General features: G+C 65.6%; 21 protein-coding genes. 14 read left to right on the top strand and 7 right to left on the bottom strand.

The window, feature by feature from the left end; all coding sequences use genetic code 11:
* Positions 1-56 precede the first annotated feature (56 nt).
* From ACR9ZJ_RS10555 to asnS, 6 genes are read right to left on the bottom strand one after another with little or no spacing between them, the layout of a single operon-like run.
* The gene (locus tag ACR9ZJ_RS10555; RefSeq protein WP_481287726.1) at positions 57-479 is read right to left on the bottom strand and encodes a RidA family protein; all 423 of its coding nucleotides are present in this window, start codon (positions 477-479) and stop codon (positions 57-59) included.
* Positions 469-1,920, bottom strand: a complete 1,452-nt coding sequence (locus tag ACR9ZJ_RS10550; RefSeq protein WP_481287725.1) for an aldehyde dehydrogenase — start codon at positions 1,918-1,920, stop codon at positions 469-471. Before ACR9ZJ_RS10550 ends, ACR9ZJ_RS10555 begins: the two co-directional genes overlap by 11 nt.
* Positions 1,921-1,930: 10 nt before the next feature.
* Positions 1,931-2,719, bottom strand: coding sequence for an SDR family oxidoreductase (locus ACR9ZJ_RS10545; protein WP_481280979.1), 789 nt, complete (start codon positions 2,717-2,719; stop codon positions 1,931-1,933).
* A gap of 33 nt (positions 2,720-2,752) precedes the next feature.
* Positions 2,753-3,085, bottom strand: a complete 333-nt coding sequence (locus ACR9ZJ_RS10540) for a hypothetical protein (RefSeq protein WP_481287724.1) — start codon at positions 3,083-3,085, stop codon at positions 2,753-2,755.
* Positions 3,086-3,090: 5 nt separating this feature from the next.
* Positions 3,091-3,900 (bottom strand): MalM family protein, encoded by an 810-nt coding sequence (locus ACR9ZJ_RS10535; RefSeq protein ID WP_481280977.1) that lies wholly within the window; start codon positions 3,898-3,900, stop codon positions 3,091-3,093.
* 15 nt (positions 3,901-3,915) lie between these two features.
* Positions 3,916-5,319, bottom strand: a complete 1,404-nt coding sequence (gene asnS / locus ACR9ZJ_RS10530; protein WP_481280976.1) for an asparagine--tRNA ligase — start codon at positions 5,317-5,319, stop codon at positions 3,916-3,918.
* Positions 5,320-5,440: 121 nt separating this feature from the next.
* Between asnS and ACR9ZJ_RS10525 the strand changes: the two genes are divergently transcribed.
* From ACR9ZJ_RS10525 to radA, 9 genes are all read left to right on the top strand, one after another.
* The gene (locus tag ACR9ZJ_RS10525) at positions 5,441-5,767 is read left to right on the top strand and encodes a HesB/IscA family protein (RefSeq protein WP_481280975.1); all 327 of its coding nucleotides are present in this window, start codon (positions 5,441-5,443) and stop codon (positions 5,765-5,767) included.
* Between the two features lie 288 nt (positions 5,768-6,055).
* Positions 6,056-6,478: a 30S ribosomal protein S6 gene (gene rpsF, locus ACR9ZJ_RS10520; RefSeq protein WP_306851350.1), complete on the top strand. Its 423-nt coding sequence runs from the start codon at positions 6,056-6,058 to the stop codon at positions 6,476-6,478.
* Between the two features lie 15 nt (positions 6,479-6,493).
* On the top strand, positions 6,494-6,724 hold the full coding sequence (gene rpsR / locus ACR9ZJ_RS10515; protein ID WP_029214018.1) for a 30S ribosomal protein S18: 231 nt from the start codon (positions 6,494-6,496) through the stop codon (positions 6,722-6,724).
* Between the two features lie 105 nt (positions 6,725-6,829).
* Positions 6,830-7,276: a 50S ribosomal protein L9 gene (gene rplI / locus ACR9ZJ_RS10510; RefSeq protein WP_481280974.1), complete on the top strand. Its 447-nt coding sequence runs from the start codon at positions 6,830-6,832 to the stop codon at positions 7,274-7,276.
* Positions 7,277-7,457: 181 nt separating this feature from the next.
* Positions 7,458-8,873: a replicative DNA helicase gene (locus ACR9ZJ_RS10505; RefSeq protein ID WP_429197508.1), complete on the top strand. Its 1,416-nt coding sequence runs from the start codon at positions 7,458-7,460 to the stop codon at positions 8,871-8,873.
* 210 nt (positions 8,874-9,083) lie between these two features.
* A complete protein-coding gene (locus ACR9ZJ_RS10500) occupies positions 9,084-9,857 on the top strand; it encodes an SGNH/GDSL hydrolase family protein (protein ID WP_481287723.1) in 774 nt (257 codons plus the stop codon).
* 103 nt (positions 9,858-9,960) lie between these two features.
* Positions 9,961-10,929 carry a CsgG/HfaB family protein gene (locus ACR9ZJ_RS10495; RefSeq protein ID WP_481280972.1) on the top strand — a complete coding sequence of 323 codons (969 nt, stop codon included), beginning with the start codon at positions 9,961-9,963 and terminating at the stop codon, positions 10,927-10,929.
* Positions 10,930-11,047: 118 nt separating this feature from the next.
* The gene (alr, locus tag ACR9ZJ_RS10490; RefSeq protein ID WP_481287722.1) at positions 11,048-12,136 is read left to right on the top strand and encodes an alanine racemase; all 1,089 of its coding nucleotides are present in this window, start codon (positions 11,048-11,050) and stop codon (positions 12,134-12,136) included.
* Between the two features lie 82 nt (positions 12,137-12,218).
* A complete protein-coding gene (gene radA, locus ACR9ZJ_RS10485; protein ID WP_481280970.1) occupies positions 12,219-13,607 on the top strand; it encodes a DNA repair protein RadA in 1,389 nt (462 codons plus the stop codon).
* A gap of 148 nt (positions 13,608-13,755) precedes the next feature.
* Here radA and ACR9ZJ_RS10480 read toward each other — a convergent pair whose 3' ends face one another.
* On the bottom strand, positions 13,756-14,553 hold the full coding sequence (locus ACR9ZJ_RS10480; RefSeq protein ID WP_481280969.1) for a cytochrome C assembly family protein: 798 nt from the start codon (positions 14,551-14,553) through the stop codon (positions 13,756-13,758).
* 121 nt (positions 14,554-14,674) lie between these two features.
* Here ACR9ZJ_RS10480 and ffh point away from each other — a divergent pair, with 121 nt between their 5' ends.
* The 5 genes from ffh to rplS all read left to right on the top strand — a co-directional run bounded on the left by ffh (position 14,675) and on the right by rplS (position 18,158).
* The gene (ffh, locus tag ACR9ZJ_RS10475; protein ID WP_481287721.1) at positions 14,675-16,054 is read left to right on the top strand and encodes a signal recognition particle protein; all 1,380 of its coding nucleotides are present in this window, start codon (positions 14,675-14,677) and stop codon (positions 16,052-16,054) included.
* A 126-nt stretch (positions 16,055-16,180) separates the two neighbouring features.
* A complete protein-coding gene (gene rpsP / locus ACR9ZJ_RS10470; protein WP_029213716.1) occupies positions 16,181-16,432 on the top strand; it encodes a 30S ribosomal protein S16 in 252 nt (83 codons plus the stop codon).
* Positions 16,432-16,947 carry a ribosome maturation factor RimM gene (gene rimM / locus ACR9ZJ_RS10465; protein WP_481280967.1) on the top strand — a complete coding sequence of 172 codons (516 nt, stop codon included), beginning with the start codon at positions 16,432-16,434 and terminating at the stop codon, positions 16,945-16,947. Before rpsP ends, rimM begins: the two co-directional genes overlap by 1 nt.
* A 19-nt stretch (positions 16,948-16,966) precedes the next feature.
* On the top strand, positions 16,967-17,728 hold the full coding sequence (gene trmD, locus ACR9ZJ_RS10460) for a tRNA (guanosine(37)-N1)-methyltransferase TrmD (RefSeq protein ID WP_371024937.1): 762 nt from the start codon (positions 16,967-16,969) through the stop codon (positions 17,726-17,728).
* 34 nt (positions 17,729-17,762) lie between these two features.
* On the top strand, positions 17,763-18,158 hold the full coding sequence (gene rplS / locus ACR9ZJ_RS10455; protein ID WP_371024938.1) for a 50S ribosomal protein L19: 396 nt from the start codon (positions 17,763-17,765) through the stop codon (positions 18,156-18,158).
* The last annotated feature ends 181 nt before the right edge of the window (positions 18,159-18,339 follow it).

Raw genomic sequence — 18,339 nt, 5'->3', positions numbered from 1 at the left:
GCCGACCCTGTCGGCGATGCTCTTGCACGGGTGGGAGCCGGCTTTGCCGGCGATGCCTACGAAGCCAGTGCCGCCACGCACTTCAGTTCGATCGCTATCGGTGTAGGCAACGCATGGATCCCCACCGTGGTCCGGCAGGCATCCACTCCCTGGAACGCTTCCGCATAAAGCCGGTTATACGCGGCGAAGTCGCGCCCCATGTCGGTCAGGTACACCGTGACATCCACCAGGTCTTCGAAGCGCGCACCACTGGCTTCGAGCACCGCGCGTACATTGGCGAACACCTGCCGGCACTGTGCCTCGATGTCGTACGACACGAGCTTTCCCGTGTCGTCGACGACGTTGCCGGGAATGGCATCGGTGGACGGCACTCGCGGACCGATACCCGAAAGGAACAGAAGGGAACCGACACGCCGTGCGTGCGGATAAGCGCCGACCGGCGCGGGTGCGCCCTCGGCGCGGATGACGTCATTGCCCATGGTCGATGCAGATATTCCTGGCTTCGGTGAAGAAACGCATGGCTTCGAAGCCGCCTTCGCGGCCGACGCCGGATTGCTTCGTACCGCCGAACGGCGTGCGCAGGTCGCGCAGCATCCAGCAGTTGACCCAGACGATGCCGAACTCCAGCCGCGCAGGGAAACGATGCGCGCGCGACACGTCATGGGTCCACACCGAAGCGGCAAGGCCGTAGGGCGTTCCGTTGGCGATGGACAAAGCCTCGTCCTCCGTATCGAACGGGATCAGCGTGACGACCGGGCCGAAAATTTCTTCCTGATTGGTGGTCGCGTCGGGGCCGAGGCCCTCGATGACCGTCGGAGCGATGAACCAGCCATCGGTGCAACGGCCTCCCACATCCACCTGATCGCCCCCGACGAGGATGCTGCCGCCTTCCGCACGGGCACGCTCGATACAGCCGCTGACCTTGTCGAAATGCGCCTTGGAGACGAGTGCGCCGAGCTGGTTGCGCTCGTCGAGCGGATCGCCCACCCGCAACGCCCGCACGCGCTGCAGGTATTCGCGACGGAAACGTTCGTAGATCGGGCGCTGGACCAACAGCCTCGATCCACAAAGACAGATCTCGCCCTGGTTGGCGAAGCCCGAGCGGACGATCGTCGCCATCGATGCGTCGGCGAAGTCGAAATCGTCGAAGACGATGGTCGGATTCTTCCCGCCCAGCTCCAACGAGACCTTCTTCAGGCGTGGCGCCGCCGCCGCGGCGATGGCCACGCCGGTGCGCGTGCTGCCGGTGAAGGAGATCGCCTTCACCGTGTCATGGACGACGATGGCTTCACCGACCGCCGGACCGCTGCCATGGACGATGTTCAGCACGCCGGACGGAAACCCGGCCTCCTCGGCGAGCGTGCCCAGCAACCAGGCGGTGTACGGCGTGACTTCGGATGGCTTGGCCACCACCGTGTTGCCGGCGGCCAGGGCAGGGGCGATCTTCCAGGTGAACAGGTAGAGCGGCAGGTTCCATGGACTGATGCAGCCGACCACGCCCAGCGGCAGGCGCAGCGTGTAGTTGATGGCCCCTTGTTCCATGGCATGCGATTCGGCGCTCCATTGGCCTGCCGCCGCCGCGAAGAAACGCAGGTTCGCCACCGCTCGCGGTATGTCGAGCGTGCGGGCGAGCGCCAGTGGCTTGCCGCTGTCTTGCGATTCGGCCGAGGCAAAGGATTCCAGCCGCGCCTCGATCGCATCGGCCAGTCGCCGCATGCAGCGGGCACGGTGTTCGGCCGGCATCGCCGCCCAGCCCGGCGCGGCACGCGACGCGGCATCCACCGTGTCGGCGACGTCGGCGGCGTCGGAATCCGGGCATCGTGCGAAGGCTTGCCCGGTCGCGGGATCGACGACGTCCAGATAACGGCCACCTCGCGGTGCGCGCGAATGCCCGTCGATCAGGTTGGCGAGGACGATCATGGCCTGCCTGTCAGTTCAGGCCGCGGGTGCGACCGCCATCGACGGAGATGCTGGTGCCGTTGACGTATCCCGCGGCTGGACTGGCGAGGAAGGCGATCATGGCGGCGATTTCGGCCGGTTCGCCGAAACGGGCGGCGGGCACGCTGGCGAGCAGGCCCCGTTCGACCTCGTCACGGCTGCGACCGGCGTCCACGCTGGCTTTCACCAGGGCCTCCAGCCGCGGCGTACGGGTGTAGCCGGGAAGGATGTTGTTCACGGTGATGCCGTCGGGTGCGACCTCGGCGGCGAGGGTCTTGGCCCAGCCGGCCATGGCGGCCCGCGTGGTGTTGGACACGCCCAGGTTGGGGATCGGTTCCTTCACGGACGTGGAGATGATGTTCACGATCCGGCCGTAACGTGCCTCGCGCATGCCGGGAAGGCAGGCATGGGTGATCACCTGCGCGGCGATCACGTGCTGGCGGTACGCGGTGAGGAAGGCCTCCGGCTCCGCGTTCCACACCGGGCCGGGCGGGGGGCCGCCGCTGTTGTTCACCAGCACGTGTACGGCATGGTTCTTGACCACCTCGCCGATGGCCCGGGCCAGGGCGGCGGTGTCGAGCATGTCGACGGCGACATGGCTATGGGTCTGCCCGGGTTGCGTGGCCGGCAACTCGGCGGCGAGCGCGACGAGCGCATCGGCGGAGCGGGAGAGCAGGGTGACGCTGGCTCCGAGTTCCGCCAGCTCGAAGGCGGTGGCGCGTCCGAGCCCTTGCGAAGCGCCGCAGACCAGCGCGTGACGACCGGTGAGGCGAAGATCCATGCGGCGCTCCCTGGAGTGAGGGGGGTGGGGCGGTCAGCCCTGTTTCATTGCCCACCACTGTATCGCCATTGCGATGAACCAGCACGGCCAGGCGAACCACGGCGAGCGTTTCCACCAGGCCTGCCAGCGGCTGAGGGCGTCGTCATTGAACAGCGCCGGCGCGTCCGAGCGCAGCACGCGGCGCACGCGCAGCCAATTGGCCATGCCGTTGGGGCGGCCGGTGTCGGCCTCCACGATGGTCTTCCACTGGTCGGGATAACGCTTGCGCAGCAACGCGGTGAAACGCCACTGCGCGACGAAGTGCAGGACGAAGAAGGCGACCGAGCCGAGCAGGAGCAGCAGGTAGAGATAGACCGCGGTCTGCATGTCGGTCAGCTACCTTTCTCTTTGTCTTTCTTCGTGTCGTCGGTACGGAGAAGGTCGGTGGTGACCACCTCGCGGATCGTCGAGATCACGCCGTTGCCCTGCTGGGCCTTCGAGCAGACCGCGTTGTTGATCGCCTTCTTGTAGGTGTCGTTCTGCATGCCGACATACAGCACGCCGTCGGGACCATGGGCGATCTTGAAGCTGCCCGCCGGGTTCATCTTCACCGGCGCCTCGGCCGAGAACGTGGTGGGCGACTGCTCCCAGTAGGTCTGGCTCTTCTGCTGTTTCGCCGACGAATACACCACGAGGTAGCGGGCCTTGTCGTCCACGACCTTGAACTTGCCGAACGCTCCCGTCGTCTCGCTCGTCCAGCCGATGTATTCGCACAGCTGGATATCTTCCGAATGCAGCGGCTGGAAGGCGTCGTCCAGCAGCACCACCGTGGGCGCGAAGAGGTAGCTCGAACTGAGCCAGCGGCCGTTGAGCTCGGACTTCATCGCGATGGTGTAGGGCAGGTGCGCACCCTGCGGCAGGCGGAAGGCGAGGAAGTAGCTGCGGTCGCCGTTGAGGTTGGCGACGGGACTGTCCTTGCTCAGTTCGAACCGCTGCGGCTGCCAGGGCAGCATGTCCTGGTAGGAAAGGTCGGCGAAGCTGCCGCAGCAAGGCGACGCGTCGTCGAGCGTCTTCCGGGCGATGTCGATGGTGTTCGTCGGGTTCTCCGGCGGACGGAAGTTCGGCGGCACGATCGTGCGGCAAGCCCCCAGCGCGATGAGCGCCAGGGCGAGGAGCAGGAGACGGGGGAGGGATGGGGGCATGATCGTCTCAGTGGGTCAGAACTCGGCACTCCCTGCCGCGCGGGGATACGGAATGGCGTCGCGAATGTTGGCCAGGCCACAGACGTAGACCAGCAGGCGCTCGAAGCCGAGGCCGAAACCGGCATGCGGTACCGTGCCGTAGCGGCGCAGGTCGCGATACCAGTCGTAGGTGGTCTTGTCGAGATGGAACTGGTCCATGCGCCGGTCGAGGTAGTCGAGGCGTTCCTCGCGCTGGGAACCGCCGATGATCTCGCCGATGCCCGGAGCCAGCACGTCCATCGCCGCCACGGTCTTGCCGTCGTCGTTGAGGCGCATGTAGAACGCCTTGATCTGTTCGGGGTAGTTCATGACGACCACGGGACGGCCGATATGTTCCTCGGCGAGGAAGCGCTCGTGTTCGGTCTGGAGGTCGACGCCCCAGGCGACCGGGTGCTCGAACTTCTTGCCGGACTTCTGCAGGATCGCCACGGCCTCGGTGTAATCGATACGCTCGAACGGCTTGGCGATGAAGGCTTCCAGTCGCGTGATGGCGTCCGGCTGCACGCGTTCGGCGAAGAACGCCATGTCGTCGGGGCGCTCATCGAGCACGGCCTTGAAGATGCCCTTGAGGAACAGTTCGGCGAGGTCGGCGTTGTCGTCGAGGTTGGCGAAGGCCACCTCGGGCTCCACCATCCAGAACTCGGCCAGATGGCGCGTGGTGTTGGAGTTCTCGGCGCGGAAGGTGGGGCCGAAGGTGTAGACCTTGCTCATCGCCAGGGCATAGCCCTCGACATTGAGCTGGCCGGACACGGTGAGGAAAGCCTCGCGGCCGAAGAAATCCTTGCGGAAATCGATGCCGCCCTTGTCGTCGCGTGGCAGGTTGGCGAGGTCGAGCGTCGACAGGCGGAACATGTCGCCCGCGCCCTCGGCATCGGACGTGGTGATGATCGGGGTATTGATCCAGAAGAAGCCCTGTTCGGTGAGGATCCGGTGGATCGCCGTCATCATCGTGTGACGAACGCGGGTCACGGCGCCGAAGAGGTTCGTGCGCGGGCGCAGGTGGGCGACCTCGCGGAGGAACTCCATCGAGTGCTGCTTGGGCTGGATCGGGTAGGTGAGGGGGTTCTCGACGAAACCGGTGACTTCGATCCGGGTGGCCTGGATCTCATAGGCCTGGCCCTTGCCCTGTGAAGGCACGAGCTTGCCGGTGGCGATCACGGCGGCCCCGGCCGAGAGACGTTTGACGTCAGTCTCATAATTATCGAGATCGGACGTGGCCACGACCTGGATCGGGGCGAAGCAGGAGCCGTCGCTCACGTTGACGAACGAGAGGCCGCCCTTGGACTCGCGCAGGGTGCGTACCCACCCGCGGACCGTGACTTCGTGTTCCCCCGCGGTCGTACCGCCGGCGAGGGCCTGCTTGACGCTTACCACCGTCATCGATTGAAACTCCAGAAGAGGCGCCGCATCTAAGGGCGCGTAGGACGCGACCTTGCATGATAATGTAAGGGTCGCGTGAACGGCACCGTTCATCGGTATACCACGGGCAGAAAACGTCTTCATGAGCATCCAGATCACCGCCGCCGCTTCCGACCGCATGCGCGCGTTCCTCGCCAAGGCGCCCGACGCCGCGGGCGTGCGCTTCGCCGTCAAGCGGATGGGTTGCTCGGGTTTCGGCTATGTGGTCGATCTGGCCGACACCGTCGCCGAGGACGACCGGGTGCTGGACATCGACGGCATCCGCGTTGTCGTCGACCCGAAGAGCATGCCGCTGGTCGATGGCACCCTGATCGATTTCCAGCGCCAGGGCCTCAACGCGTCCTTCGTCTTCCACAACCCCAACGCCACGGGCGAATGCGGCTGCGGAGAGAGTTTCACCGTTTCCTGAGCCACTTCATGGGCCGAAGGCCCAATCGATCAGCCTGCCAGCCATGGGTGGTGGGAAGTCCCGTGGGAGCCGCTTCGGCGGCGAAAAGCCAGCGGAGCGGCGTAACCCAGCGGCAATCGCCGGCATGGCCGGCTCCCACACAAGGCCCCCTCCGGCCTGTCGCTTGCGATAACCCCCCGTTTCTCCTTACAATGCGCGGCTGGCCCTCTCTCAGGAGGGTCTTCTTGCCTCACCGCCACGCGCGGGAGGCTGCCATCCCCGGAAGGGGTGCATCCACAAGGAGCCACCATGCGTCATTATGAAGTCGTGTTCCTGGTCCATCCGGACCAGAGCGAACAGGTGCCCGCCATGATCGAGCGTTACAAGACGCTGATCGAAGGCGACAACGGCAAGATCCACCGTCTCGAAGACTGGGGCCGCCGCCAGCTGGCCTACCCGATCGAGAACCTCGCCAAGGCTCACTACGTGATGCTGAACATCGAGGTTTCGCAGAGCGTCCTGAACGAGCTCGAGACGGGTTTCCGTTTCAACGACGCCGTCCTTCGCCACCTCGTGATCCGTCGCGACGAAGCCGACGTCGAGCAGTCCTTCATCCTCAAGAGCAAGGAGAAGGACGAGCAGAAGGGTTCGCGTCGCCGTGACGACGACAGCGACGGCGACGACCGCCGTGGTGGTCGCGACAACGACAACGATCGCGACAGCGACGACTAATCGGGGATCACAACCATGTCCAAGTTTTTCCGCCGCCGCAAGTTCTGCCGCTTCACCGCCGAGGGCGTGAAGGAGATCGATTACAAGGATCTCAACACCCTCCGCCAGTACGTCACCGAAAACGGCAAGATCGTCCCGAGCCGCATCACCGGCACGAAGGCCCGTTACCAGCGCCAGCTGGCGACCGCGATCAAGCGCGCTCGCTTCCTCTCGCTGCTGCCGTACACCGACAACCACGACGTCTGATCTTCCAGGCCCTTCCCGTCAGCGGGAAGGGCCCGATGAAAGACACTCGGACAACCATTATTGGCTGCACGGGGCCCATCCCGTGCTAACGAAAAGGAACATCCCATGGAACTCATCCTCCTCGAGAAGGTGAAGAACCTCGGCAACCTCGGCGACAAGGTCACTGTCAAGCCGGGCTACGGCCGTAACTTCCTCCTCCCGACCGGCAAGGCCGCCCGCGCGACCGCCGCCAACCTCGAAGCGTTCGAAGCCCGTCGCGCCGAGTACGAAGCCAAGGCCAAGGAGCAGCTCTCCGGTGCCGAGGCTCGTGCTGCCAAGCTCGATGGCGCCGAAGTCACCATCGAAGTGAACGCGTCGCCGGAAGGCAAGCTGTTCGGTTCGGTCACCCCGCGTGACGTCGCCGAGGCGCTCACCGCCAAGGGTCTGGACGTCGACAAGAGCGAAGTGATCCAGTCCGAAGGCCCCTTCCGCGTCGTGGGCGAATACGAGGTCGTCATCGTCCTCCACGCCGACGTGCAGCAGACGGTCAAGGTGAAGGTCGTCGGCGCGTAAGCTCCGCGCCACCCGCGATCCCGAGACGGGCGCCGAAAGGCGCCCGTTTTCGTTTCCACCCACAAGTTATCCACAGATTTACCACAGACTTATCCTCTCAACGGGTGAGACGAGCCCGCGTATGATCGACGTCGCGGCCAGCCGTTCCGGTGTGGGTGCCGTCTGCAACACGAGGTAATCCATGTCCTTCAATCCCGAGCGAGGCGAGCGCGGCGAACGCAAGCGCCGTCGCGAGCCCTCCGCCATCGATTCACTGCGCATTCCGCCGCATTCCATCGAGGCCGAACAGGCCGTGCTGGGTGGCCTGATGCTTTCGCCGGATTCCCTGGACAAGGTCGCCGACAAATTGTCGGAGGAAGATTTCTACCGTAGGGATCACCGCCTCATCTGGCGTGCGATCAATGAACTGGCGAACAAGGGCATGCCTTGCGACGCCATCACGCTCGGCGACTGGTTCGTCGCCAACGAGACCGCCGAGATGGTCGGCGGTGCCACCTACCTGATGGAACTGGCGAACTCGACGCCCAGCGCCGCGAACATCGGCGCGTATGGCGACATCGTTCGCGAGAAGTCCGTGCTGCGGCAGTTGATCGATGCCGGTACGTCGATCACCGAGGACGGCTTTCGCCCGGAGGGCAAGAGTGTCCAGGAAGTGATGGAGCTGGCCGAGCAGCGCGTCTTCCGCATCGCCGAGTCCGGTGCCCGTGGCAAGAAGGACATCGTGTCGGTGCGCGAGGCCGTGGGCGAAGCCTTCCGCATGCTCACCGAGCGTTACGAGAAGCGCGGGCAGCTCACCGGCCTGTCCACGGGCTTCACCGACCTGGACGAACTGACCTCCGGGTTGCAGCCGTCCGACCTGGTCATCATCGCGGCGCGTCCGTCGATGGGTAAGACCGCGTTCGCGCTGAACCTCGCCGAGGCCGCCGCCATGCGTGGAAAGAAGGCGGTGGCGGTGTTCTCGATGGAAATGTCCGCCTCGCAGCTGGCCTTCCGACTCATCTCCTCGCTGGGCCGTGTCCACGCGCAGCACCTGCGCAACGGTGATCTCGCGGAAGAAGACTGGCCGCGCGTCACCTCCGCGATCACCATGCTTTCGGACGCGAAGATCTTCATCGACGACACGCCGGCGATGTCGCCGGTGGAAATGCGCTCGCGAGCCCGCCGCTTGCAGCGCGAGCACGGGCTGGGCCTCATCGTCATCGACTACCTGCAGCTGATGCAGGTACCCGGCAACTCCGAGAACCGCGCGACGGAGATCTCCGAGATCTCACGCGGATTGAAGGCGCTGGCGAAGGAACTCAACGTGCCGGTGATCGCCCTCTCGCAGTTGAACCGCTCGCTGGAGCAGCGTGCCGACAAGCGCCCGATGATGTCCGACCTGCGAGAATCCGGCGCTATCGAGCAGGACGCCGACGTGATCATGTTCATCTACCGCGACGAGTACTACAACAAGGAATCGCCCGATAAGGGCCTGGCCGAGATCATCATCGGCAAGCAGCGAAATGGCCCCACGGATACGGTGAAACTGGCCTTCCTCGGTCACTACACGAAGTTCGAGAATTGGGCGCCGGATTCCTACGTGGGCTCGTTCGACTAGGCACCGCCAGGCCGTGGGAGCCGCTCGATCTTCTGTGGGAGCCGCTTGATCCGTGGGAGCCCCTCGATCACTGGGATCCGCTTGACCTGTGGGAGCCGCTTCAGCGGCGATCCCGCGGCAACGGGCCAGGTCGGGGCAAGCACCCATCGCCGCTGAAGCGGCTCCCACACCACCATACGACCGCACGATAGGAACGCGAGGGGACCCGGGATGAAGCGCATCGGTTTCTGGATGGCTGTGTGCTGTCTCGTCTTGGCCGTGGCGTCCGTGGCGACAGCGTCGGCCGCGAATCGCATCGTCCTTCCGGAACATCCCACCCCCGACCAGCGCGCGGACATCGAGCAACGGCTCAACGACTGGCCCTTGCTCGCCCGCTACGCCAGGGATAACGCCACCTACCCGCCACCGAAGCCCGGCGAGAAACGCGTGGTGTTCATGGGTGACTCGATCACGGATTTCTGGGGGCGTCCCGTCGGCGAGTTCTTTCCCGGCCGCGGATACATCAACCGGGGCATAAGCGGACAAACGACGCCGCAGATGCTCGTGCGTTTCCGCGCGGATGTGATCGCGTTGAAGCCGGCGGTGGTGGTGATCCTCGCGGGAACCAACGACATTGCCGGTAATACCGGTGCCTCCTCGCTGGAAATGATCGAGGACAACCTCGCCTCCATGACGGAGCTGGCGCGCGCGCACGGCATCCGTGTCGTGCTGGCCTCGCTGTTGCCTGTCAACGATTACGTGGTGAAGGATCAGACGGCGCGCCGGCCGCCGGCGACGATCCGTACGCTCAACGCATGGATTCGGGAATACGCGGCGCGCGAGCAACTGGCCTTCATCGATTACTACGCCGCGATGGTCGACGCCCACGACGCCTTGAGGAAGGAACTCAGCGACGATGGCCTGCATCCGAACGCGGCGGGCTACAAGGTGATGGCGCCGCTGTCCCAGAAGGCGATCGACGGCGTGCTCGACAGCGGACACTGATGAATCGTGGCGGGCAATCGCTTGCCAATTTTAGGACGACATCCTACTGACCTTCGGGTTGCGGTTCCTTAGCATTTCCGTCGCCCTCAGCAAAGGATCGACCATGGAATTTTTCATCAGGCCGGCCGCCGTCGTCGCGGCCGCGGTGTTCTGCGCCTCGCTGGCCTCGCCCGCCCATGCGGGATTGCCCTTCTTCAACAAGAAGAACAAGGAGCACGACGCGAAGGTGGCGCAGATTCCCCACTGTGCGAAGAAGCTGGGTTCCATTTCGGTCATCGAACCGGAAGCGGGCTTGAAGTGGTGGACGGGGCAGCAACTCCCGGCGCCGTCGAAGCTCATCAAGGTGTTCGTCTCGAAGTCGGGCTGTTTCACCCTCGTCGATCGCAGCAGTGGCATGGACGCCGCCATGCGTGAACGCGCGCTGGCGTCGGGCGGCGAATTGCGTGGGGGCTCGAACATCGGCAAGGGTCAGGTGAAGGCGGCCGACTACGTGCTCGTGCCCGACCTCGTCGACAGCAATCGCGATGCCGGCGGCGGTGGCATTTCCGGCCTCGCGCAGAGCGTGCTCGGCGGGACGGCGGGACGTATCGCCGGCTCGGTCAAGCTCAGCTCCAAGACCGCCGACGTCACTCTTACCGTCACGGACGTGCGTTCGTCCGAGCAGGTGGCGATGGTGGAAGGGCACGGCGAGAAGAACGATATCGGGTTCGGAGGCCAGGGCAATATGTGGGGTAGCCAGAGCCTGGGCTCCGCGGGCCTCGGCGGATACACGAATACCACCCAGGGGCAGGTCATCACCATGGCCTACCTCGACGCGTATACCAAGCTGGTTTCCGAGTTGGGTGGCCTGCCGTCCGATGCGTCGGCGGCGAATAGCCGGCAGTCCGGCACGATGCGCGTCGCCAGCCGCATGTCCGCCAAGGCGGACGGCAAGGGCAACACGATCCGCTCGCTCGAACCCGGCATGCTCGTATACCCGACGGGCGACCGGATCGGACTCATGTGGGAAGTGGAGGACGAACACGGTAATCGCGGGTGGGTATCGTCGGCGGACTTCGACCTCGCTCGATAACCTGGGGGACGCAGGGGGACGCGCTATCCGCCGTGACGCGCCATCTTTGCGCCATACGGTCGCCCAATCGTTACGGCTAGACTGGGCGACCGATCACTACCGCGTTGCTTCGATAGCCATGAGCCGTACCACCGTCGCGACCATCCATCTCGGTGCCCTGCGCCACAACCTCGCCCGCGTCCGCGAGCTCGCGGGCAGCGCCAGGGTCATGGCGGTGGTCAAGGCGGATGCCTACGGCCATGGGCTGGAACGCGTGGCCCGCGCGCTCGATGGCGAGTCCGAGGCGTTTGCCGTGGCGGCCATCGCCGATGGCTTGCGCTTGCGCGCGGCGGGGCATCGGCAACGGATCGTCGTGCTTTCCGGGCCGGACACGCCCTCCGACATCGCCGAGATGCAGCGCCTGCATCTGGAGGCGTTGATCCATCACGACGCACAGTTGCCCTGGCTGGCCAGAGCCGATCCGGCTCGTGGACCGCTGCGGGTCTGGATCAAGGTGGATACCGGCATGCACCGGCTCGGTTTTCCACCGGAGCGCGCTCGCGAGGTCCATGCCGCCGTTCTCGCGATGCCCGCGATCGATCGCGAGGTAGGCCTCATGACCCATTTCGCTTCGTCGGAGGAGTTCGAAGGACGAGACACCGCATTGCAGATCGCCCGCTTCAGGGAGGCCACCGAGGGTCTCCAGGGCCCGCACGCGCTGTCCAACTCGGCGGCCGTGCTCGGCTGGCCGGACGCGCGTGGTGACTGGGTGCGCACCGGTGGCCTGTTGTACGGATTGTCGGTCGTGGAAGGACGTTCGGGCGCCGATTTCGGTTTCCGTCCCGCCATGTCGCTGACGACGCGCCTCGTGGCGATCAACCACCTCGCGAAAGGCGAGCGCGTGGGCTACAACGGCACCTACGTCTGTCCCGAGGACATGGCGGTCGGTGTCGCCGCGATCGGCTACGGCGATGGCTACCCACGCAGCGCCATGGTCGGCACGCCGGTGCTGGTCAACGGGCGGATCGCGCCGCTGGTCGGAAGGGTTTCGATGGACCTGATCACGTTGGACCTGCGCCTGGTCCCGGATGCGCGTGTCGGCGACAGGGTGACGCTGTGGGGCGATGGCCTGCCGGTGGAAACCGTGGCGGCCTCGGCCGGCACGATCTCCTACGATCTCACCTGTGGCATGACCCGGCGCGTGCTCTTCGTCGAAGACGAGGCATGACCGCTGCCGAGTTCTTCGCGTATCGTCCCTTGCGACGGCCACGCGCTATATAGCGTCTACTTTTCCACGGATATCTCGAACGATGGCCAAGGCCAAGACCGCCTACGTCTGCACCCAGTGCGGCGCCGAACACAGCAAGTGGCAGGGCCAGTGTGCCGAGTGCAACGAATGGAACGTCCTGTCCGAGTTCGTCGTCCAGGCGGCGAAGCCGAACGCGGTGTCGACCGGTGCGCGTCGTGGCGGCTACGCCGGCGAGGCGGCGGGCGCGCCTAGGATCACGCCGCTCACCGAGGTGTTGCTTACCGCCGAGGCGCGCACGAACACGGGCATCGGTGAACTGGACCGCGTTCTGGGTGGCGGCCTGGTCGATGGATCGGTGGTGCTGATCGGTGGCGATCCCGGCATCGGCAAGTCGACCCTGCTCCTGCAGATGCTCGGTACGTTGGGCGCGGTCCTGCCTAGCCTGTACGTCACCGGCGAAGAATCGCTGGCGCAGGTCGCCGGGCGCGCCCAGCGACTGGATCTTCCGCTCGCCCCACTGCATGCGCTGGCGGAGACGTGCATCGAGCGCATCCTGGAGCAAGCCGCGTCGGCCCGGCCGCGGGTCCTGGTGATCGACTCGATCCAGACGATCTGGACGGAGCTGCTCACGGCGGCCCCGGGATCGGTCAGCCAGGTGCGCGAATCGGCGGCAAAGCTCACGCGTTTCGCCAAGGAGACCGGTACCTCGGTGTTCCTGGTGGGGCATGTGACCAAGGAGGGCGGCATCGCCGGCCCGCGCGTGCTCGAACACATGGTCGACGCGGTGCTGTATTTCGAGGGCGAATCCGGTAGCCGCTTCCGCGTGCTGCGAGCCTTCAAGAACCGCTTCGGTGCGGTGAACGAACTCGGCGTGTTCGCGATGTCCGAGAAGGGTCTGCGCGAGGTCCCCAATCCGTCGGCGATTTTCCTTTCCGCGCACGCCGGCCCCACGGCCGGAAGCGCCGTGATGGTGACCCGCGAGGGCACCCGTCCGCTGCTCGTGGAAGTGCAGGCGCTGGTCGACCAATCGTCGTTGGGCAATCCTCGCCGCGTCGTGCTGGGCCTGGAACAGAATCGTCTGGCGATGCTGCTCGCCGTATTGCACCGCCACGGTGGCGTGGCCGCCTACGACCAGGACGTCTTCGTCAACGTGGTCGGCGGTATCCGTGTGCAGGAAACCGCATCGGATGTCCCGGTGCTGATGGCGGTCCTGTCGAGCTTGCGCGACCGGCCCTTGCCGGAAAAATCCATCGCCTTCGGCGAGGTCGGCCTATCCGGCGAGATACGGCCGGTGCCCAATGGCGAAGAACGCCTGAAGGAGGCGGCGACGCACGGTTTCCGCCGCGCCGTGGTTCCGGCGGCGAACGCTCCCAAGCGCGGACGGGTGGGCGAGATGGAAGTCATCGGCGTGGAACGCCTCTCGCAAGCGATCGACGCCAGCCGGGAGTGACGGCGAGCCAGGTCGAGGCAAGCATGGTGGGAGCCGACCTTGTCGGCGATCCCGCGGCAGCGGGCCAGGTCGAGGCAAGCACCCATCGCCGACAAGGTCGGCTCCCACCCCTCCACCACGGCGGATTCGCACTGGACGGACGCGGCAACTACGCCGTGCGGTGCAGGATCAGTTCCAGCACCGCCTTGGTGCCGAAGAAGGCAAGCAGCAGGATGCCCATGCCGATCAGGGTGAGGTAGACCGCGCGGATGCCACGCCAGCCGTATTTCCAGCGGCCCCACAACAGTACCCCGAAGACGATCCAGGCGATGATCGACAGCACCGTCTTGTGCACCAGGTGCTGGCTGAACAGGTCGCCGACGAAGAGCGCGCCGGTGATCAGCGTGAGCGTCAGCAGCACGAAACCCACCGCGATCAGGCGAAACAGCAGCACCTCGGTGAGCGTGAGAGGGGGCAGGGCGCGCAGCCAGTGCCCGAAGCGGCTGCGGCGCAGCGCGCGTTCCTGGATCGCGAGCAGGATCGCCAGCGCCGCGGCGATCGAGAGGATGCCAAAGGCGAACACCGCGATCGTCACGTGCAATTCGATCTGCCAGCTCATCGACTCCGGCGCCGTGCGCGGCGCCAGGAAGGCATCGACGGCGAGGAAGGCGGCGGACAGCGGGAAGATCAGGATGCCCAGCCCGGCGACGGGCCGCGAGAGGTTGACCACCAGGGTCAGGGCCGAGGCGATCCAGGCGACGAGCGACAGGGCGGCGAAGAAGTGCAGGTCCAGGGTGCCGCGATGCGCCGTGAGCAGCAGCGCGGCATGCGCCAGTGCGGCGATCGTCGCCAGTGCCATGCCGACGCGGGCCAGCGGTTGTCCGCCTGTCGCCAGCGGCCGCGCGAGCACGCCCGCGGCGGACAGGTAGAAGGCGACGGCGGCCAGCGAGAGGATGGTGACGATCATGGACGCGCAGTGTGGCATAGCCATCCCGCAGCGTGAATGCGACACGTTGGCATTCGAAGCGTCGCGGCATGGCGGGAGTCCGCTATAATCCGTCGTTTACAGCATTCCGACCCGAATCCCCATGTTCGAATCGCTCAGCCAACGCCTTTCCGAAACCGTCAACCGCCTGCGTGGTCGCGGCCGGCTGACCGAGGAAAACATCCGCGAGACCCTGCGCGAGGTGCGCATCGCCCTGCTCGAGGCCGACGTGGCCCTGCCGGTGGTGAAGGCGCTCATCGAGCGCGTGAAGGTGCGCGCGGTCGGCCAGGAAGTGCTGAAAAGCCTTTCGCCCGGCCAGGCCCTGGTCAAGGTCGTCAGCGACGAACTGACCACCCTGATGGGCGCCGCCAATACGGAACTGAACCTGGCGGCGCAACCGCCGGCGGTCGTGCTGATGGCGGGCCTGCAAGGCGCCGGCAAGACCACCACGGTGGGCAAGCTCGCCCGGTTCCTCAAGGAGCGCAAGAAGAAGCGCGTGATGGTCGTCAGCTGCGACGTCTACCGTCCGGCGGCGATCGAACAGCTGCGCACGCTGGCGGCCCAGGTCGAGGTCTCGTTCTTCCCTTCGGAAGCCGGCCAGGACCCCGTCGCCATCGCGAAGGCGGCCGTTGCCGCCGCCCGGCGCGAGGTGATCGACGTGCTGCTGGTCGATACCGCCGGCCGTCTGCACGTCGACGAGGCGATGATGGGCGAGATCAAGGCCCTCCATGGCGCCCTCGACCCCATCGAAACCCTGTTCGTCGTCGATTCGATGACGGGCCAGGACGCCGCCAACGTGGCCAAGGCCTTCGCCGACGCGTTGCCGCTCACCGGCGTCGTGCTGACCAAGACCGATGGCGACGCCCGCGGCGGTGCGGCGCTGTCGGTGCGTTACATCACGGGCCGTCCGATCAAGTTCCTCGGTGCCGGCGAGAAGAGCGACGCCCTGGAGCCCTTCCACCCGGACCGCGTGGCCCAGCGCATCCTCGGCATGGGCGACGTCCTGTCGCTGGTCGAGGAAGTCGAGCGCAAGGTCGACCAGGAAAAGGCGCAGAAGCTCGCCGAAAAGGTCATCAAGGGTAAGCGCTTCGATCTCAACGATATGCGCGACCAGCTCGAGCAAATGAGCAACATGGGCGGCCTGGCCGGCCTCATGGACAAACTCCCGGGCATGTCCGGAATTCCGGACAGCGTGAAGTCCAAGGTCAACGACAACGAACTCAAGCGCATGGTCGCCATCATCGGCTCCATGACCAAGAAGGAGCGCCGTCACCCGGATCTCCTCAATGGATCGCGCAAGGCTCGCGTCGCCAGGGGCTCGGGTACCCAGCCGGCGGACGTGAACCGCCTGCTCAAGCAGTTCATGCAGATGGAAAAGATGATGTCCAAGCTGTCCAAGGGTGGCAGCAAGGGTCTGCTTCGCCAGATGCGCGGCGCCATGAAGGGCATGGGCGGCATGGGCGGGATGATGCCGCCGCGCTGAGCGCTATTCACGGAAGGGGCTGAACCCCCTTCCATTTTTGGAAACTTTCGCTAAAATGTCCGGCTTTACCGCGCCCGCTTCTCGCGCGCGCCTTGCCGGTCTGCGGCATTCTGGAGCTCGTAACTTATGGTCAAGATTCGTCTTTCGCGCGGTGGCGCCAAGGGCCGTCCGTTTTATCACGTCGTCGTGACCGACCAGCGCAGCCCGCGCGACGGTCGTAACATCGAGCGTGTCGGCTACTACAACCCGGTTGCTTCGGGCGCCGACAAGCGCCTCGAACTCGACGTCGCCAAGGTCCAGGCCTGGGTGGCGAAGGGTGCGCAGCTGACCGACAAGGTCCGTGCCCTCGTGAAGGAAGCCGGCAAGCTGGCTGCTTGATGTCGACGGAGTCCGGTAAGCGCGTCCGGGTCGGACGCATTGTCGGGCTCCACGGCGTGCAGGGTCAGGTCAAGCTCGAAAGCTGGACCGAGCCCCGCATCCAGATTTTCCGTTACCAGCCCTGGCTGCTGACCGCGCCGGGCGTGGAGCGGGAGATGGACGGAATCCGAGGACGCGCGCAGGGCAAGGGCATTGTCGCCAGCCTGCCGGGTATCGAGGATCGCGACCAGGCGGCTGCGCTGGTCGGCTGCGAGATCACGGTCTCGCGCGATACGCTGCCGCCGCCCTCGCCGGGCGAGTTCTACTGGACCGACCTCGAGGGTCTCGAGGTCGTCACCACGGAGGACACGAACCTGGGACGGGTGAGCCATCTTTTCGCCACCGGCGCCAACGACGTCATGGTGGTGAAGGACGGCGACAGGGAGCGATTGATTCCGTTCGTCCAGGGCCCCTACGTGCATTCGGTCGATTTCGACGCCGGGCGCATCGTGGTGGACTGGGACCCCGAGTTCTGAACAGCGATACCTGAAGATCATGCGCATCGACGTGGTTTCGCTGTTTCCCGATTTCGTCCGCCAGTCGGCCGCGATCGGGGTGGTCGGCAGGGCGCAGCAGCGCGAACTGTTACAGGTGGAAGCCTGGAACCCTCGCGACTTCGCCACCGACAACTACCGCACCGTGGACGGCCGGCCCTTCGGGGGTGGACCGGGCATGGTGATGCTGATCGAACCATTGCGGGCGGCGCTCGCGGCGATTCGCGAGGCGGCACCGGAACCGGTGCACGTGATTTACCTCAGCCCGCAAGGTGCGCGGCTGACGCAGAAGCGGGTGGAAGCGCTGGCCGAGATGCCGCGAATCGCCCTCATCTGCGGACGTTACGAGGGTGTGGACGAACGCCTGCTCGAGCACGAGGTCGACGAGGAGCTCTCAATCGGCGATTATGTGCTGTCTGGCGGTGAACTCGGCGCAGCGGTGATCATCGATGCGGTGGGTCGTCTACAGGAAGGCGCGTTGAACGACGCGCAATCCGCCCAGCAGGACTCCTTCTCGGATGGCTTGCTGGATTGCCCGCATTACACCCGTCCCGTGCAGCACGACGCATGGGGTGGCGTGCCGGAGGTGCTGCTTTCCGGCGATCACGCGGCTATCCGTCGCTGGCGTCGCAAGCAGTCGCTGGGTCGTACCTGGCTACGCCGGCCGGATCTGTTAACGCAGTGTGCGCTCGACGATGAGTCGAGGGCATTGCTGGATGAATTCCGCCGTGACTATGCACGGCCAAACGGTGCGGCCGAATAACTCGGTCGCCGTAAACAATTGCGACAGGTGTGCCATGAACAAACTTCTCCAACAGTTCGAAGCCGAGCAGATCACCCGCCAGCTGCCGGATTTCGGTCCTGGCGACACCGTGATCGTCAACGTCAAGGTGAAGGAAGGTAACCGCGAGCGCGTCCAGGCGTTCGAAGGTATCGTCATCGCCAAGCGCAGCCGTGGCCTGCACTCCGCCTTCACCGTGCGCAAGATCTCGCACGGCACCGGCGTCGAGCGCGTGTTCCAGTCGCACAGCCGTGCGATCGACTCGGTCGAAGTGAAGCGCAAGGGCAAGGTCCGCGGCGCGAAGCTGTACTACCTGCGTGGCCTGGAAGGCAAGGCTGCCCGCATCAAGGAAGACGTCGCCGCCGCCGCTGCCGCCAAGGCCGCGAAGAAGGCCGCTGCCGTCGCCGAGTAATCGGTTGCCGCAAGGCGAAGAAAAAGCCCGCGAGCGATCGCGGGCTTTTTTGTTGTCCCGCGCTTGGTGGGGGCCCCCCCAGACGGCCCTGGTTGATTTGCGGAACCAAGCCCCCGGCCCCCGGGTAGCCCCCAAAGTCGGCGGCCCCCCCGCACAGGGTTGCGGGGTTCCCGAGGGCAGG

The organism is Luteibacter sp. KNZ12-1A, from assembly GCF_056755675.1.
Note: the sequence above shows the minus strand (reverse complement) of the source record. Positions and strands in the feature narration are given on the sequence as shown.

Bases quoted from the DNA above. Each gene is read 5' to 3' on its own strand.
- ACR9ZJ_RS10555 (WP_481287726.1), bottom strand. From the start codon at position 479: ATGGGCAATGACGTCATCCGCGCCGAGGGCGCACCCGCGCCGGTCGGC.
- ACR9ZJ_RS10550 (WP_481287725.1), bottom strand. From the start codon at position 1,920: ATGATCGTCCTCGCCAACCTGATCGACGGGCATTCGCGCGCACCGCGA.
- ACR9ZJ_RS10545 (WP_481280979.1), bottom strand. From the start codon at position 2,719: ATGGATCTTCGCCTCACCGGTCGTCACGCGCTGGTCTGCGGCGCTTCG.
- ACR9ZJ_RS10540 (WP_481287724.1), bottom strand. From the start codon at position 3,085: ATGCAGACCGCGGTCTATCTCTACCTGCTGCTCCTGCTCGGCTCGGTC.
- ACR9ZJ_RS10535 (WP_481280977.1), bottom strand. From the start codon at position 3,900: ATGCCCCCATCCCTCCCCCGTCTCCTGCTCCTCGCCCTGGCGCTCATC.
- asnS (WP_481280976.1), bottom strand. From the start codon at position 5,319: ATGACGGTGGTAAGCGTCAAGCAGGCCCTCGCCGGCGGTACGACCGCG.
- ACR9ZJ_RS10525 (WP_481280975.1), top strand. From the start codon at position 5,441: ATGAGCATCCAGATCACCGCCGCCGCTTCCGACCGCATGCGCGCGTTC.
- rpsF (WP_306851350.1), top strand. From the start codon at position 6,056: ATGCGTCATTATGAAGTCGTGTTCCTGGTCCATCCGGACCAGAGCGAA.
- rpsR (WP_029214018.1), top strand. From the start codon at position 6,494: ATGTCCAAGTTTTTCCGCCGCCGCAAGTTCTGCCGCTTCACCGCCGAG.
- rplI (WP_481280974.1), top strand. From the start codon at position 6,830: ATGGAACTCATCCTCCTCGAGAAGGTGAAGAACCTCGGCAACCTCGGC.
- ACR9ZJ_RS10505 (WP_429197508.1), top strand. From the start codon at position 7,458: ATGTCCTTCAATCCCGAGCGAGGCGAGCGCGGCGAACGCAAGCGCCGT.
- ACR9ZJ_RS10500 (WP_481287723.1), top strand. From the start codon at position 9,084: ATGAAGCGCATCGGTTTCTGGATGGCTGTGTGCTGTCTCGTCTTGGCC.
- ACR9ZJ_RS10495 (WP_481280972.1), top strand. From the start codon at position 9,961: ATGGAATTTTTCATCAGGCCGGCCGCCGTCGTCGCGGCCGCGGTGTTC.
- alr (WP_481287722.1), top strand. From the start codon at position 11,048: ATGAGCCGTACCACCGTCGCGACCATCCATCTCGGTGCCCTGCGCCAC.
- radA (WP_481280970.1), top strand. From the start codon at position 12,219: ATGGCCAAGGCCAAGACCGCCTACGTCTGCACCCAGTGCGGCGCCGAA.
- ACR9ZJ_RS10480 (WP_481280969.1), bottom strand. From the start codon at position 14,553: ATGATCGTCACCATCCTCTCGCTGGCCGCCGTCGCCTTCTACCTGTCC.
- ffh (WP_481287721.1), top strand. From the start codon at position 14,675: ATGTTCGAATCGCTCAGCCAACGCCTTTCCGAAACCGTCAACCGCCTG.
- rpsP (WP_029213716.1), top strand. From the start codon at position 16,181: ATGGTCAAGATTCGTCTTTCGCGCGGTGGCGCCAAGGGCCGTCCGTTT.
- rimM (WP_481280967.1), top strand. From the start codon at position 16,432: ATGTCGACGGAGTCCGGTAAGCGCGTCCGGGTCGGACGCATTGTCGGG.
- trmD (WP_371024937.1), top strand. From the start codon at position 16,967: ATGCGCATCGACGTGGTTTCGCTGTTTCCCGATTTCGTCCGCCAGTCG.
- rplS (WP_371024938.1), top strand. From the start codon at position 17,763: ATGAACAAACTTCTCCAACAGTTCGAAGCCGAGCAGATCACCCGCCAG.